Origin of the sequence: Vibrio kanaloae (genome assembly GCF_024347535.1) — a bacterium.
Taxonomy (GTDB): domain Bacteria; phylum Pseudomonadota; class Gammaproteobacteria; order Enterobacterales; family Vibrionaceae; genus Vibrio; species Vibrio kanaloae.
The window spans coordinates 334,095-349,530 of sequence record NZ_AP025498.1 but is presented as its reverse complement, the minus strand read 5'-3'; the positions used below and the strand labels follow the sequence as shown (position 1 = coordinate 349,530).

The following is a 15,436-nucleotide window of genomic DNA, read 5'->3' as shown; positions in this document are numbered from 1 at the left end:
AAATACAATAAAATTGAAGTTAACAATTTGAAACCGACCCGATAACAAAAAATGAACAATGGGGTGAGTGATGATTACCTTTTACGTAAGTGGTTATCATTAGAGTTTGACCTTTAAATACGACAACACAATGAGACTTTATCTAGGATGAATATTATGAAAAAACTACTACTTGCTATATCACTCATTTTATTGAGTTTTACTTCAATTTCACCAGTACACGCGAGTGATGCTGACATGCGCAACACATATATGGTTACGTGGACGCTTGAAGTGAATGATGCCAACTTATTCAAAACTACCCTAAAAGAGCAGATGGATAAAGTTTTAGAACTATGGGTTAGTGGCACAATAGAGAATGTCTACCTAGACAACAAAAAATCGGAAGTGATTGTGCGTAAAGGTGATGTTGGCAAAGTGATTTTCTTTATCAAAGCGAAAACCGAAAATGAAGCACAAAACATATTAGATGAATTACCTTTAGCTAAAAAGAAAATAGCGTCATATCAATTGACACCTGCTGGCGTGCTTTGGTTAAAACAGTATTAATTTAACGGTAAAGTGAAGCGTTTTTCTTACCAATGCTTCAGGTGTACTTAAACATCGTTTTTTAGATAAGCCCGATGTTGATGTATTACCACGTATGCTGCTAGTTAAACCGAGAATATGAAGCGATTTAACTCGTTTATTCAAAACTTAGAAGATAGGTTCCTAACACTATGACATCATTAATGCTTTATCATCACCCACTATCCGTGTGTTCGATGAAAGTAAGACTCGCACTTGAAGAAAAAGGGCTTGCTTGGTCTGGTCGTGTTATTGATATTATGCGAAAACAAGAGCAGTTAGACCCATGGTATTTGAAATTAAACCCACAAGGAGTAATCCCTACAGTGGAGATTCGAAATGGTACAACCAAAGTATTGACTGATTCTGCTTATATTATTCGATCCATCGCTTCTTTATCAGAAGGTAACAACTTGATACCATCAGGTGAAAGTAATTGTCAATTAATGGATAAGTTAATTAATTTAGCTGATGGCATTGATCTTCAGATCCTTAGTTATTCGCGTCATCCATCGATGGAAAAATCTGAAAAAATATTGAATTCCCGTATCACCAAGGCACTCTTAATGGCTGATAAATATCCTGAACTTAAAGATAACTATATTGTTTGTGCAGATCGCTCAGAAAATAGTAAAGTATTTAGGGTTGATAGCAAGCATATAGAAAAGGTTGAACAATATGCATTGGAAGCTATTTCATTTTCTGAAAAGCAACTTGAAGGTAATCAATTTCTTTTAGGCAATGTTTATACACTAGCTGATGTAATTTGGACTGTAGTGCTCTCAAGACTTGACTTGTTGGGTTATAGTAAGTGGTTAGATAAGGATAATTTCCCAGAAATATCAAGTTACTACTTAAGAATGCAACATCGAAAAAGTTATACTCTTGCTCAGATCCAAAATGAGTGGTGGGACAAATAACTACAGCTAACTATTATAAAATGTGGTGTATGTATGGAGATCACTCAGTATCCTGTTAGTGTATCTCCATCTTAGCTATGTCGATAAAGTAAATCCTGTTCTAGAGTAAAAATCATGAGAATAAGATTGGAACGTTAAAAATGACACATTCCTTTCGACTTCGTTCCAACGTTTCATTAAGAGGCTGATAATAGATTGCTAAAATTGTGGTAGCGAAGCGGAACTTAACCTTCTTACTTGAATGACTTGTTATATTTTCCGAATATATACACTCAATTAAAATTTACTGAAATCTACATTTGGCAGACTTTCAAAGCCAGGTTTAGCAAATAAATACCCTTGCATTAATTCAATGCCAAAATCTCGCAAGCAGATGAATTCTTCTTTAGTCTCAATACCCTCAGCTAAAGGGGTGATTTTCAAATCACGAAATATATTTAAGCAGTTTTTTACTATTGATTGGCGAGCGTGATCTTTATCAATATTGCGAATGAGTTCCATATCAAACTTTACTATACTGGTCTGAAGTTCAGCTAACAATCCTAAGCCTGCATAACCTGAGCCAAAATCATCAATTGCAGTCTTAAATCCTAATTTACTGTAATAATCAACTATACTTTTAATTAAATTAATATCTTCAATTTTTTCAACTTCTGTAAACTCAAACATTATTTTATCAATTGGAAAATTATATTTATTGGCCGCATCTAATGTTGTGCGAATACAACGTTCGGGTTTGTATATAGCATTTGGTAGAAAGTTAATACTAAGTATTGAATCAATTTTTAATTCGGATGCAAGTGCTATCGCCTTAACTCGACATAGTTGATCAAATAAATAACGATTATCATCATTTACTTTAGATATTATTGAAAATGCTGATTCATTGTTTAAACCTCGAACCAAAGCTTCATACCCATAAATTTGATTCGTTTTGCAGTTGATAATTGGCTGAAAAGCCATTGTGAAGTCGAAGTCAAGTTTGCTTTTATCAGAACAATTATCACATGACAATCTGTCATAAATTATAGGTTCTTCTTTCATTTCTATATCCTTAACAAATATAACGCTAAATTAAGAGCAAATATAACATTTTAATATCGAGCGAGTACGAGTTCATACATTCAGCATATCTCAAGTATTCTACCTAACCAACTGAAAAATTTGCATATAATGCAATATGGAAGTCAATCGCCCTCTGGCTCACTTTGGCGCAGAAATGAGTCAGCTCTGAGCTATCCGATTTTGTGTTGCTGTTACTTTTTCGTTTTCCGTTCTGCCCCACTCACGCCCTAACTCAACCATTCACTCCTCGTCATTACCATTCGTCGCATTGATACAACGGCACGACAAATTCTAGTTAACCTTTCAACGTCAACATTTGAAAGGGACTAGAAATCATGACTACTTCACACTCATTTAATTCAGGCTTTACCACTTCTCTGCTTAAGCGTTCATTACTGATTGCGCTTGTTTCTTTTGCACCGTCATTAGCTTTGGCTAACCCAAGTTCAGACGTGCTTGATATCTACAATCAAGCCGCGCAAGGCAATGAAGATCTGGTTGAGGTGGCTTACGAACGCCTTAACGATACGCTGCAACAAGAAGGTGCGACACCACTGACTTTGGTTTACCTAGGTAGCACAGAAACCCTGATGGGGCGTGATGCGTTCTTGCCTTGGAACAAGATGAAGTATGTGGAGAAAGGCTTATCAACCATCGATAAATCACTGGTGCTGCTGAAAGACGAAGACCAACCGATTCATGAGCAACCTCGTGTTCAAGGGCTGCCAGATTCTTACCTAACTCGCGCAATGGCTGCGGTGACTTACACTTCGCTACCAGACATGTTTAACCATTTTGACCGTGGTTATGACCTGTTCCTCTCGTTACTCGCGGAAGATGATTTCCAGCAACAACATTTCGCAGCGACATCGTGGATTTACCGTTACGCCATTACCGCATCGATTCGTGCTGAAGACTTCAAACAAGCACAAGTGTGGCTTGAAAAAATGGAAAACACCGATGCTGGCAACATCGAGACAATGACGGCGAAAGCCCTAATAGCGAAAGCCAAATAATAGCTGCGAACGCTTAAGAATCATGGGTCATCAGAGGACAAGGAATGATTGAATTTAAAGATATCGGCAAAGCATATGTCACGGGCGGTCAACGTGTTGATGCATTAAACGGAGTCGACGGACATATCCAGCGTGGTGAAATGGTGGCGTTGTGTGGCCCGTCGGGTTCTGGAAAAAGCACACTTTTAAATATTCTTGGTTTGTTGGATATGGACTACCGAGGGCAGAGCGATATTGATGGCCAACCGTATCCGACTGAGCAAATCGCCGCTGCGCGTTTTCGCCGTCAGTCGTTGGGTTTTGTATTTCAGCGCTTCAATCTGGTTCCAGTGATGACGGCACTTGAGAACGTAGCCTACCCATTGATGTTGAACCAATGCTCTAAGCAAGAACAGCAGAGCAGAGCGCAAGACATGTTAGAGCGTGTTGGGCTAGGGGATTACGTTCATCACCGACCAGACAACCTTTCAGGTGGCCAGCAACAACGTGTCGCGATAGCTAGAGCACTGATCCACAACCCAAGCCTAGTGATTGCCGATGAGCCGACTGCGAGCCTAGACAGTCACACCGCTAACCTAGTGATCGACATTATGAAAGAGCTCGGTCACGAGATGGGCACCACCTTTATTGTCGCAACGCACGACCCAAGAATGGCGCAGCGTTGTGATCGAGTGATTGAACTTATCGATGGACAACTGGCACCACAAGCCACAGCAACGGAGGCGATCTCATGGGCAAGTTAACACAAAAAATGAGCACGTTTTTACTTCCAACCTCGGTACGTTTAGCGTGGCTTAATTTATTGAGAAACGGTCGCCGCAGTCTGCTCTCGGTGTTGATCATCGCGATTGCGGTATTTGCACTGACGTCGGCAGGAGGCTACGGGCTTTACACCTATGAATCTCTGCGTGAATCGACCGCGCGCGATACTGGTCATCTTACTTTGAGCACGCCCGGCTATTTTGAACAAGATGAAGACATGCCGCTGAGCAATGGTCTAGACAATGTTCAAGCCCTAACCAAGAGCATTATTGGTGACAGTGATGTGCGTGGCGTTCAACCACGAGTCTACTTCAGCGGCTTGGTGTCTAATGGCAGCAAATCGACCATTTTTATGGGAACGGGCGTTAATGAGCGTGAGTTCGACATGAAAGGACCTTTCCTTGATGTGCGCAGCGGGCAAACCCTGTCGGATGTGAAATCCCCAAGATACGATAGTCAAGAGCCACAAGTAATGCTGGGAACTGACCTTGCTCGTAACCTCAAAGTGGCCATTGGTGATTGGGTCACATTGCTCGCCACCACCAGTGATGGTGCATTGAATGCCTTTGATTTTAAGGTGCAGGGGATTTACTCGACAGGGGTTCCTGAGCTGGATAAGCGTCAGTTGTATGTTCATATCACCAGCGCTAAAGATCTTTTGGCCTCAGACAAAGTCAGCACCCTATCGGTGTTCCTATTTGAAACTAACAAGACCTCGACCGTTCAACAACGCATTCAAGCGACTTTAGATCGAAATAGCGCGAGCCAAAACGATCAAGGCACAGAGATCGAGATCACCCCATGGCAAGATCGCGCGTTTTTCTACACCAAGGTTAAAGATCTTTACGACCGGATCTTCGGCATCATGGGCGCGGTGATGGCATTGGTGGTGTTTGTGTCGTTGTTTAACACCATGACCATGTCGGTGACCGAGCGCACTCGTGAGATTGGCACCTTGTCAGCACTCGGCAGTTACCCTTCTGAAATCGTGGCAGGCTTCTTAAAAGAGGCGGGATTGCTGGCACTGATTGGCAGCGCGATCGGTGCGTTAGTGAGTGGCTTAGTGTCGGTGTTACTGCTGGTGGTTGATATACAAATGCCACCGCCTCCGGGTCGAACCGAAGGTTACCCACTCAACATTTACTTCTCATTGGAATTGGTTGGTTACGCCACTTTAGGTGTGCTGACAATCTGTTTGCTGGCTGCTTATTTCTCTGCTCGCAAAGGCGTTAATAAGCCAATCACGGAGGCGTTGGTTTATGTGTAAATTTACTCGTTCACTCACTGTTTTAGGTTCTGTATTGGTTTTGGTTCTAGCATCGACACCAAGTTGGGCAGTCGATTCACAACAGGTCACAGAGATGATCGCCAAGGCGGATGGTTACCGATTGAACAGCGCACAAGCCTCTAAGGTAGTATCTCTGGTGGCGCTGTATCAAGACGAGCAACTGGACAAAATCCGTGAATACAACGTCTACACAAGGCCAAACCGAGAGTCATTAGTGGTCTTTAAATCAGCCGTTGAGGCAGGTCAAAAGATGCTGATGATTGAAGATAACTATTGGCTGCTGATGCCAAAGTCACGCCGACCAATTCGTATCACACCGATGCAAAAGCTATTGGGTGAAGCCTCGGTAGGCGATATCTCGACACTTACTTGGAGTGAAGATTATCAAGGTGAGTGGGTTGCCGAGCAACAAGTTGAGATGTCGACAGGCGAGACACTCGATACCCATCACCTAAAGCTCGCGGCGAAAACCAAGGGTGCCAGCTATCAATCGATTGATCTGTGGCTAACGGCAGACCGAGCATTCCCAGTTAAAGCTGATATGTATCTGCGTTCGGGAAAACTGGCGAAGCAAGCGTGGTTTACCGAAGGCGTGCGAGATGGATTACCAACCGTTGTGTCGATGACCTTGCTCGATAAGATTCAACCAAGCAAGAAAACCGTGATTGAGTACCGCGAAGTGAGTGAACAAAGCTTGGCGGATAAATATTACAACCCTGCCTACCTATCGCGTAACAGCATATCTGGGTTGTAGGTGGACGTCATGAAAGCTTCCAATCGCCGATTCCGCATAAAGTCTTCAATCACTACGTTGCTTGCTTTGTCTTGTGTGAGTAACACGATTCAAGCGGGCGACCTGAGCTTGGCGTGGGATTGGCAACTCAGTACTGAAGCGATTGAATCGAGAGAGTCGCCATTCAGCCCTTTAGCGTCTGATAATCGTCAGTCTGTAAATGGCTTGCTGGATCTAGAGGTTGGCTATGGCAATTGGCTTGGTCTGTTCGCAGTGAAAGCCAACGATATTCTAAGCAATAACCCTCAAGGGCAAGAGGCGAGCTTTGAATCGGAATTTATTGTGCGTGAGTTGTTCTGGCAAGGTGGTGTCGAGCTGTCGAATTCATTAATCGGTGACCATTACCTCGATGTCACGCTCGGCAAGGTTCGCCTCGATTGGGGTGTCGGTTATGGCTATCGACCTTTAGACATCATCAAGCCTTATCGACAAAATCCGGTGGGCATTGTCGCAGAAGAGGGTGCAGGAGTGGCCTCGGCGTCACTGTTCGATATGACGGGCGAGTGGACATTGCTTTACAGTGACTCGTCATGGACTTCCCAAGACGTAAATGAATTCGAAAAGCAGAATCAGCAACAAGGCTTTGGGGTACGTCGTTACAATCTAGTGGGCGATCATGAATATCAATGGGTCGCTTATTACGACGATGTACGCCACGGTTTACTTGGGGCGAGTTTGGTTTCGGTGTTGAACCTCGCTTGGGAGTTTCATGGTTCGATGGTCTATCAACGACAAAGCCTTGGCTACAGGCAGCCTAACTCACTGCTTAAACCGGTTTATCTTGAAGAGCAGGGCGAGGCTTATCAAGCGTTAGTAGGGTTAACATGGGCGAATGACATGGGCCACAATGTGGTGCTGGAATACTGGTTTGATAGCCGAGCTTGGAGTGATTCTGAATGGCAAAGCGCAATAGGAAGTGCCGAGTCTTTGTCGGTTAATGCGACGGCAACATCACTGGCCGGTTCTTATGCGCAAGGCTATCAACACGCCAATTTGGTTCAACACAACATCATGTTTCACTGGTCTCTGGATTCGACACATGGCTGGCTTGAAGATATCACGCCGACATTCGATGTGATGTTGTCTCCTCAAGATAGCGGCTTTATTGCGACTCAGTGGCTCAATTATCAAGCATTAGATAATGGCGATTCATCGTTGGAATTGGAACTTGCTGCACGCTTTCTAGGTGGTAAAAGTGATTCTGCTTACGCCAACTTACCCGATAGTCATATGATTCTTTTAAATATTAAAGGACGATTTTAATGGACACTTTTTCAAATAGTCAGTTTCCATGGATTAAAAGCTTCACAATAACCACTCTGTTTTGTTTCGTCATCGCCATTACCACACAGACAATTTGGGGCGGTGACCTTGTGGTCAATCTCGCGATCAGTTTTGGTTTTGGTTATAGCGCGGTGGGCTCCTCTTTTATTTTGGTTGAGGTGTTGAAGAGGAAATCGAAGGTGTTTGATGTGGGTATCTCTATGGTGGTCGCGATGACTCTTGGTACCTTGAATGCATACTATTGGTTGAATGGATTCTTTGGCTCTAATATCTCTGATCTTAAATCTGTCGTGTTGCTCGGTGTGATTTTCTGTTCGGTTTGCTTTTACTATTTCTATACACGAGAGCAACAGCTACGGGCCGATAATGAGCTGGAAGTAGCCAAGCGTCGTCAGGCCGATCAAGAGAAGGTGGTGGTATTGAGTCAGCTTAAGCAGCTACAAAGCCAAATTGAACCGCACTTCTTGTTCAACACACTTGCGACCATCAATGTGTTGATTGAGAGTGATAGCGCGAAAGCCAAGCTGATGCTCGAAAAACTCACCGACTTGTTGCGTGTGACTTTGAAAAACAGCCGCACCGAGCAGTCGACCATCGCACAAGAGGTCGACTTGTTAGACGCTTATCTTAATATTCAGAAGATACGCTTGGGTGAGCGCCTAACGTTCTCGATTGAAACACATGAGATTAGCGATTTGCAGGTGATTCCACCGTTCTTGATTCAGCCTTTGGTCGAGAATGCACTCACGCACGGTATTGAGCCCAAAGCGGCGGGTGGCCAAGTGAATATCCGAATAGCTCAACAAGCCGATCAGCTCAAAATTGAAGTATCAGATAATGGCACAGGGCTGAAAGTGCCTTCTGCGAATACGGGACACGGTGTTGGGTTAAGCAATATTCGTCAAAGGATCGAAACCCTTTATGATGATAAGGCGAGCCTAACGATTACTGAACAAGCTGAAGGCGGGGTAGTCTCGACGATCTTATTACCGTTGACTGACGCAACTGCCTAGAATTACAAATCAGAAAGCATAGACCAATGACGAAAGACAGATGATTTACAGTGTGAATTTAAAGGACTGACCATGAAAAAACCAGTATTAAAGCCAAGCGTAACGGCGATTATCGCAGACGATGAAGCACTGTTAAGACACCACTTAGACAAGAGCTTGGCTGAAGTTTGGCCGGAACTTGATATTGTCAGTAAGGTACAAAATGGTTTGGAGGCGATGCAGAGTATTCGGCAGCTTAAGCCTGACGTGGCCTTTCTCGATATTCGTATGCCGGAGCTGGATGGAATCTCACTAGCGAAACAACTCAACAAGCTAGATTCACCGCCATTGATTGTGTTTATTACGGCTTATGACGAATACGCTGTCAAAGCCTTTGAGTTCAATGCGATGGATTACCTGCTAAAACCGATCAATGAAGAGCGTTTACTTGCCACATGTCTGAAGGTTCAAGCGCGCTTGTCGAGCAACCAAGAGAAATCAGATAGCACGCCAGTACAACCCGATATCGCGGCGTTAATGAGTCAGCTTCAGCGATTATCCCAATCAACATCACAGCAAGTTCAATATCTAACATGGCTCAAAGCCAGTGTCGGAGAAGATATCCACTTAATCGCCGTCGATGATGTGGCTTACTTCAAAGCGGAAGACAAGTACGTCTCGATATTCAAAAAAGGCCGAGGCGGCTCTCTAGAGGAATTTATTATTCGCGTGTCGCTAAAAGAGCTGATCGCCCAGCTTAACCCGGATGATTTTTGGCAGATCCACCGTTCGGTGGTGGTCAAAGTTTCAGCCATTGATAAGGTGAAGAAAGGGCTCTATGGTCAGATGTCGGCTTATGTGTCAGGCGAAAAGCTACCGATCAGCCGAGCCTCGCAAGTCAGGTTTAAAGGGATGTGATAAACGAGCTTAATGACACCTTACCTTTTACTTACTCTTACTCATTCGTGTAATTTATAAATTAAACATTTTCATGCCAATATCGATTGCCTCTCAAATCTTAATTGTTTGATTTAATAAGAAATTATTACATTTTATCGATCGGATATATTGAAGAAAATCACTTCAGAGAGATCGTTATGAAAGCACACTATTTAGTCGTCGTATTAAGTACCGCGTTGCTAGGTTGCAGCTCAACGCCTCAGCAGCAAACGTTATTGAAATCCGATCCATATTGGGTCACAGGTGAGTTAGATAACGGCTTAACCTACCACGTTTACCCTGACCGAGAACAACTCGTATCAGTACGCCTACTTGTTCACGCCGGATCTTTTCAAGAGAACGAACAACAAAAAGGTTACGCCCATTTTGTTGAGCATATGGCGTTTAATGGCAGCAAAAATTTTTCAGGTAATGATGTAGTAGAACTATTTGAGCAATCTGGTGCTAGCTTTGGCGCTGACTTAAATGCTTATACTTCTTACCAAGAAACGCTCTATAAGTTGGATTTACCCGATAATAAAAATCTAGACAAAGCGCTGGCATGGTTTAGAGATATTGGTGATGGTTTACTGCTCTCCGAAACTGAGACCAAAAAAGAGAAAGGAGTAATACTTGGGGAGTTTCGACACTCGCGAGTTAAAGATAAGCCTCTTTCGTTTCAGTTCTATAATCATATGGTTGACGGTACGAATTACCAAAGCCACGATCCCATGGGCAATAAAAAATCCGTTTCTAATGTGAGTGCCAAAGAATTAGAGAACTTTTATCAAACCTGGTATCAACCTCAACTAACCGAGGTGATTGTTTCAGGTGATATTACATTGGCAGAAGTGATTCCGTTGATCGAAAAAAGCTTCTCTAGTTGGCAAAGAGGCACGACACCTGTTCCCGTGAAGAAATTATCAACGAACTACAATACTCAAGATTTTGTGGCGTACGTCGCAGGGAGCGAGTCACCAAGTATCGGGATTGTCATTGATCGTGGGGAAAGAGTGACACACAGCCATGAGCAGCAACATCAACTTTGGTTAGACGAAATAGCTCAGCAACTTATCCAACAAAGATTGAATTCTGACTTTGTTGACGCTGCGCTACCAGTGCAATGGGTTGCTTCGATTCCTTACTTATTAGAGTACCAACGCTATTCTATTACAACGGTTGGCTTTCCTGCCGATAGTCGAGAGCAAAGTCAGCAGCAGTTTATTTCTACTCTCTCTTCTTTACGTGATCATGGCGTGAGTGAGAATGAGTTTATGAGTGTAATACAGGCCTACCAAGCGAATCTTGATGACATTCAAGTGAACTGGGAAAAAATGGATGCAGTGGCTCATGCGAATGGTAAGTCGACGGCACTGGTGATTAACCAGACGGTTCAATCACAGCTTGATTATAAATCGAGTTTAAAAGAGTTTCTTTCGAGTACAGATCTCAAAGCCGTAAATGATAATTTAGATGATTTACTTTCAAGTCCTTATATTTTGGGATTAGGTTTATCGTCTAAAGAAGATTTGCAGGCAATGAATGACGAGCTAAAAGATGTCAGGAGAGCCTATAAGAAAACTGGCAACAAACCATTGCTCGTTACTGCAAGCTCTGCGTTTAGTGTGCCAGCGTCTCAAGGAAAAATTGTAAAGCAAGTTCAGGTGAGTGACGAGCCTAATTTGAAGCAATGGACATTAAGCAACGGCATTGAAGTTTGGTACTTACGTAACTCTGAGGCGGGTAATAATGTTGGCGTGTACTATGCGAGTGAGGGTGGAAAAGCGGCGTTGGATCCTTCGCTGTTTCCTGCTGTAGAAATTGCGCTGCAAGCTTCGATTCGTAGTGGTGTTGGTAAATTTAGTGGTTCGGAGCTAACCGCTCACTTGAGACGCGAAGACATTGAAATCTATCCCTTCATCAACTTTACTCATCATGGCTTAGAAATAAGCGCCAAGAAAAAGACGCTTGCAGAAGGTTTAGCTGCGCTCCACACCATTGTAACTGAACCTAAAATAGACAGTGACCAGCTTGAGGCCGTGAAGTCTGAATTTGCTCAATCTCGTACCGCATATCTAGAAACACCTGTGGGGCAATTTATTCAGATGGTTAATCGCAATAGCTATCAAACAAGCAGCCGCCACATGATGCTTGAAAGTGACGATATCAAAGCTGTCACGTCGCAAGATATACTTAACGTGCAGCATCAACTCTTTCAAAAATTGAGAGACAATACGTTAGTTATTGTTGCTGATATTAACCCCGCTGAAATCAAGCCTCTTGTGCGTCAATATGTTGCTTCATTGCCACTAGAAGCCGTTGTGTCTCCTCATTATAAGGTGGCTTATAGTACTGATTCGAAAGAACGAATGGATATATCCATCAATAATGAAGACAGCAGCCAGTATTTATTGCGTGTGATTTCCCAGCAAGCTCGGGATAAAACTGCAAAAGATGTGTTTATGGACGATATGCTTCAGCGTGTGTTGTCGAGCCGTTTAACGGCTTATGTTCGTGAAGAGTTAGGTTTGGATTATGCGCCTTATGTGTACTCGGTCGCACAAGACAGTGAGCCTAGCTATGACTGGCTAATCGGCTCTTTAACGGCTCCAGAAAACTCAGATAAAATTGAACAGGCGATTGATAAGGTCATTGTTGAAGCTGCAAAAGGGATTTCTGAAGATGAGACTCGAACGGCAGCTAAGCAGCTGTTGGCAGACCTCACTCCACTCCAAACTAAGCCGACTGAACAAGCTTGGTTTATTTCGCGTTACTTAATTCATGACTATGGTGTTGAAGCATTGTTTGATCTACAGAGAATGACGGATTCTATTTCTAGTAAAGACATGACGGAGTATGCGAAAGAGATTTTTGGCGATAACAGTTATAAATTGAAGAACTTGTTAAGACCACAAAGCTAAGCTAAATCGCTTTTCAGGTAAGTAACCTATCAGCCCTGAATCTGCGGGTTTGGAGCGAAGCCAAATGTTAAGTCATTTGGCTTTTTGTTTTCTCGCGACGCAGGATGCGCAAACACAGCGCAATGAGGTGAACAATTGTCAGCGTAGTGTCAAATGTCGGCGGTTGTGATTTCAAATCAATTGTAACTTTCATAGCTGTTCTATATTGTCACTGTTTCTACCATTCAGGATTGTTGTTCATTGCTTAAACTAGGTACCCGATTAGTCTTAATGTTGTTTTTACTGAGCTTTGGCTTAGTGAATTCTAACGGCTATTCGTTCCCTTCTAAGCCATTCCAAATATACTCAGCTCAAGAGCAACCTTCGCAGAATGAACAATCTTCCTCGATAAAACAGTGTAAACAAGCCACTACGGATAATCCGTCGGGTTATTTAGAGTGCGATAAGGTTCCGTTTGGCACCGTGCCTTCTGGTGACAGTTCCAACTATCACGACACCGAATCAAGCCTTCAAGCAGCAAACTTCAGACGTATGCTCAGTAACGAGCAAGAAAGCGTGGCCGATCTTGAGCCTGCTTATCATCTATTGATCGACTTCTCTCCCCCTTCATTACTGGCTTCTCTGCTTTTCAACACACCATTGTTGGATTCCAAGCAGCACTGGACCAGCATTGTGAGTTCCCCGTCCTCCCGGCTTGCTGGGTGGAAAGAGGGCAACATCCAGTACTCGCATTTCCGAGAACTTCTTAGCTAATCGTTTGACCCTAAATTGGTTGTATCGATGGTCACTTGTGCCCGTTGATCTCGCCAGTTAACCAACACAAACATAGCGACATCAGCTTTTGCATCACTATCTTTCAATCAGCTTGTTCTGGTTGCGGTTAGCTATCGCTCGTGTTCGCAAAACATTAGACATACCAATCGTAGTAAATAACTGGACACCCTAGCTGGTTAAAATGCTCGATAACTGCGTTAGAATTTTTGATTGTAGAATAGCTACTTATCGAAAAATCCTGCCTTGTTCTCAAGCCTTTTTCCTGCGCTAGTGTCGTTCATTTATTCACCGTGATTGGTAAAAAGAAGAGATCTTGACTGTGAAAAAGCGCATTCCAAGAAAACAAATCAACCACTACGCAAAGTGGAAATACGTGGTGCTTATCGCCACCATCGTCATCATGGTTCTAAGTGCTCTGCCGTCTTGGTATGGCGAGAACGCTTCGGTTCAAATCAGTAACCGTTCTGAGCAAACTATCGATGCTACTCAGGTAACTCAATACCTTGCGAGCGAGGGCATCCAAGCCAAATCAGCCTTTCAAAAAGACAAACGTTTAGTGGTTATCCTAGAAGATGCCGAGCAGCAAGCGAAAGCCAAAGAGGTGCTGAATGATCGCCTACTAGACAACGCAACGGTTGCTCTCGCGATGGAGCCAGCAGCACCAAAATGGCTAACTGATATGGGCTTCGCACCAATTCAGCTAGGCCTTGATTTACGTGGCGGTGTGCAATTCTTATTAGAAGTGGATATGGAGACGGTTTATCACGCACAAGCTCAAGCTATGGTCGACGAGATCACCAGCCAAGTGCGTTATGCACGCGGTAAAGTGATGAACAACCAAGTTGAATTTAACTTCCGTACAGATGCAGATTTCGAAAAAGCACAAAAACTGATTCGTGAAGAGTTCCCACAATGGCAACGTGACCGTTCAGATAAATCGCTAACGTTAACTCAGTCTGAAGAAGAGCAAAGAACGCTACGTAACCTAACGGTTCAGCAAAACCTGCAAATCATGCGCAGCCGTATTGAAGAGCTAGGCATCACTGAGGCATCGATTCAACGCCAAGGTGAAAGCCGTATCCGTATCGAATTACCGGGTGTACAAGACCCTGCAGCTGCGAAAGACGTGATTGGTGCTACGGCTTCATTAGCGTTCTACTCTGTGTACGACAACGCAACGCTCAATACTCAAACTCTGAAAGATTCAGATGGCAATCGTGTCGTGGTTGCTCGCAAAGCAGTGCTGAGCGGTGAACACATTATCGATGCGCGCAGTGGCATTGGTGAGATGGGCAGCGCAGAAGTAAACATCACACTGGATTCAGCGGGTGGTAAGAAAATGTCTGAGTTTTCTCGCCATAACATCGGCAAGCCAATGGCGACTGTTTACAGCGAATACAGCCGTGACAAAGCCGGTAACAGCGAGAAAACCAGTGAAGTGATCAGTGTGGCGAACATCCAATCTCAATTGGGTAGCCGCTTTAGAATCACAGGTGCAGGCAGCATGGCTGAAGCACAAGAGCTGGCTCTATTGCTTCGTGCTGGTTCATTGACTGCGCCAGTGACCATCATTGAAGAGCGTACCATTGGCCCATCTCTGGGTGCTGAAAACGTCACTAACGGCTTTGCTGCTTTGGCACTTGGCCTTGGTCTAACTCTCACGTTTATGGCGCTATGGTATCGCCGCCTTGGTTGGGTTGCGAACGCTGCATTGGTCGTTAACATGACCACTCTATTTGGTTTGATTGCAATGCTACCGGGTGCGGTATTAACCCTGCCAGGCATTGCGGGTTTGGTATTAACGGTCGGTATGGCGGTCGATACCAACGTGCTTATCTTTGAGCGTATTCGAGACAAGATGAAAGAAGGACGCAGCTTTGCGAGCTCCATCGACCGTGGCTTTGATAGCGCATTCTCTTCAATCTTCGATGCCAACGTCACCACCATGATTGTTGCCGTGGCTCTGTACACCATTGGTAATGGACCAATTCAAGGGTTCGCATTGACCTTAGGTTTGGGTCTTCTAACCAGTATGTTTACAGGCATTTTTGCGTCACGCGCGATCATCAATTTGGTTTGGGGGCGTGACCAACGCCACGACGTAAGGATTTAAGC

13 protein-coding genes are annotated in these 15,436 nt (G+C 43.9%); 12 read left to right on the top strand and 1 reads right to left on the bottom strand.

All coding sequences use genetic code 11. The annotated features are described in order from the left end of the window. The first annotated feature begins 156 nt into the window (after positions 1-156). Together OCV24_RS15885 and OCV24_RS15880 are read left to right on the top strand one after the other, a co-directional pair. On the top strand, positions 157-549 hold the full coding sequence (locus tag OCV24_RS15885; RefSeq protein WP_017057667.1) for a hypothetical protein: 393 nt from the start codon (positions 157-159) through the stop codon (positions 547-549). Positions 550-719: 170 nt separating this feature from the next. Next, positions 720-1,487, top strand: a complete 768-nt coding sequence (locus OCV24_RS15880; protein WP_046222973.1) for a glutathione S-transferase family protein — start codon at positions 720-722, stop codon at positions 1,485-1,487. A 276-nt stretch (positions 1,488-1,763) separates the two neighbouring features. On the opposite strand, the gene OCV24_RS15875 is transcribed toward OCV24_RS15880, so the two are convergent. Beyond that, entirely contained in the window at positions 1,764-2,531 is a 768-nt protein-coding gene (locus OCV24_RS15875) for an EAL domain-containing protein (RefSeq protein WP_136980642.1), read from the bottom strand. Between the two features lie 356 nt (positions 2,532-2,887). On the opposite strand from OCV24_RS15875, the gene OCV24_RS15870 reads away from it, so the two are divergent. From OCV24_RS15870 to secD, 10 genes are all read left to right on the top strand, one after another. Continuing rightward, positions 2,888-3,568 carry a hypothetical protein gene (locus tag OCV24_RS15870; RefSeq protein WP_150877600.1) on the top strand — a complete coding sequence of 227 codons (681 nt, stop codon included), beginning with the start codon at positions 2,888-2,890 and terminating at the stop codon, positions 3,566-3,568. Positions 3,569-3,612: 44 nt separating this feature from the next. Further along, a complete protein-coding gene (locus OCV24_RS15865; protein ID WP_136980640.1) occupies positions 3,613-4,311 on the top strand; it encodes an ABC transporter ATP-binding protein in 699 nt (232 codons plus the stop codon). Then, positions 4,299-5,597: an ABC transporter permease gene (locus OCV24_RS15860; protein WP_150877601.1), complete on the top strand. Its 1,299-nt coding sequence runs from the start codon at positions 4,299-4,301 to the stop codon at positions 5,595-5,597. Before OCV24_RS15865 ends, OCV24_RS15860 begins: the two co-directional genes overlap by 13 nt. Then, positions 5,590-6,372, top strand: a complete 783-nt coding sequence (locus OCV24_RS15855) for an outer membrane lipoprotein-sorting protein (protein WP_150877603.1) — start codon at positions 5,590-5,592, stop codon at positions 6,370-6,372. The genes OCV24_RS15860 and OCV24_RS15855 overlap by 8 nt, the downstream gene beginning before the upstream one ends. Before the next feature lie 9 nt (positions 6,373-6,381). Next, on the top strand, positions 6,382-7,674 hold the full coding sequence (locus OCV24_RS15850; RefSeq protein WP_150877605.1) for a hypothetical protein: 1,293 nt from the start codon (positions 6,382-6,384) through the stop codon (positions 7,672-7,674). Then, complete coding sequence (locus OCV24_RS15845) at positions 7,674-8,708, top strand: sensor histidine kinase (RefSeq protein ID WP_150877607.1); 1,035 nt, start codon at positions 7,674-7,676, stop codon at positions 8,706-8,708. The genes OCV24_RS15850 and OCV24_RS15845 overlap by 1 nt, the downstream gene beginning before the upstream one ends. A 72-nt stretch (positions 8,709-8,780) precedes the next feature. Continuing rightward, the gene (locus OCV24_RS15840) at positions 8,781-9,605 is read left to right on the top strand and encodes a LytR/AlgR family response regulator transcription factor (RefSeq protein ID WP_077681154.1); all 825 of its coding nucleotides are present in this window, start codon (positions 8,781-8,783) and stop codon (positions 9,603-9,605) included. Positions 9,606-9,784: 179 nt separating this feature from the next. Continuing rightward, the gene (locus tag OCV24_RS15835) at positions 9,785-12,547 is read left to right on the top strand and encodes a M16 family metallopeptidase (RefSeq protein ID WP_150877609.1); all 2,763 of its coding nucleotides are present in this window, start codon (positions 9,785-9,787) and stop codon (positions 12,545-12,547) included. A 270-nt stretch (positions 12,548-12,817) separates the two neighbouring features. Then, positions 12,818-13,300, top strand: coding sequence for a hypothetical protein (locus OCV24_RS15830; RefSeq protein ID WP_150877611.1), 483 nt, complete (start codon positions 12,818-12,820; stop codon positions 13,298-13,300). Positions 13,301-13,634: 334 nt separating this feature from the next. Next, complete coding sequence (gene secD, locus OCV24_RS15825; RefSeq protein WP_150877613.1) at positions 13,635-15,434, top strand: protein translocase subunit SecD; 1,800 nt, start codon at positions 13,635-13,637, stop codon at positions 15,432-15,434. Positions 15,435-15,436: the final 2 nt, after the last annotated feature.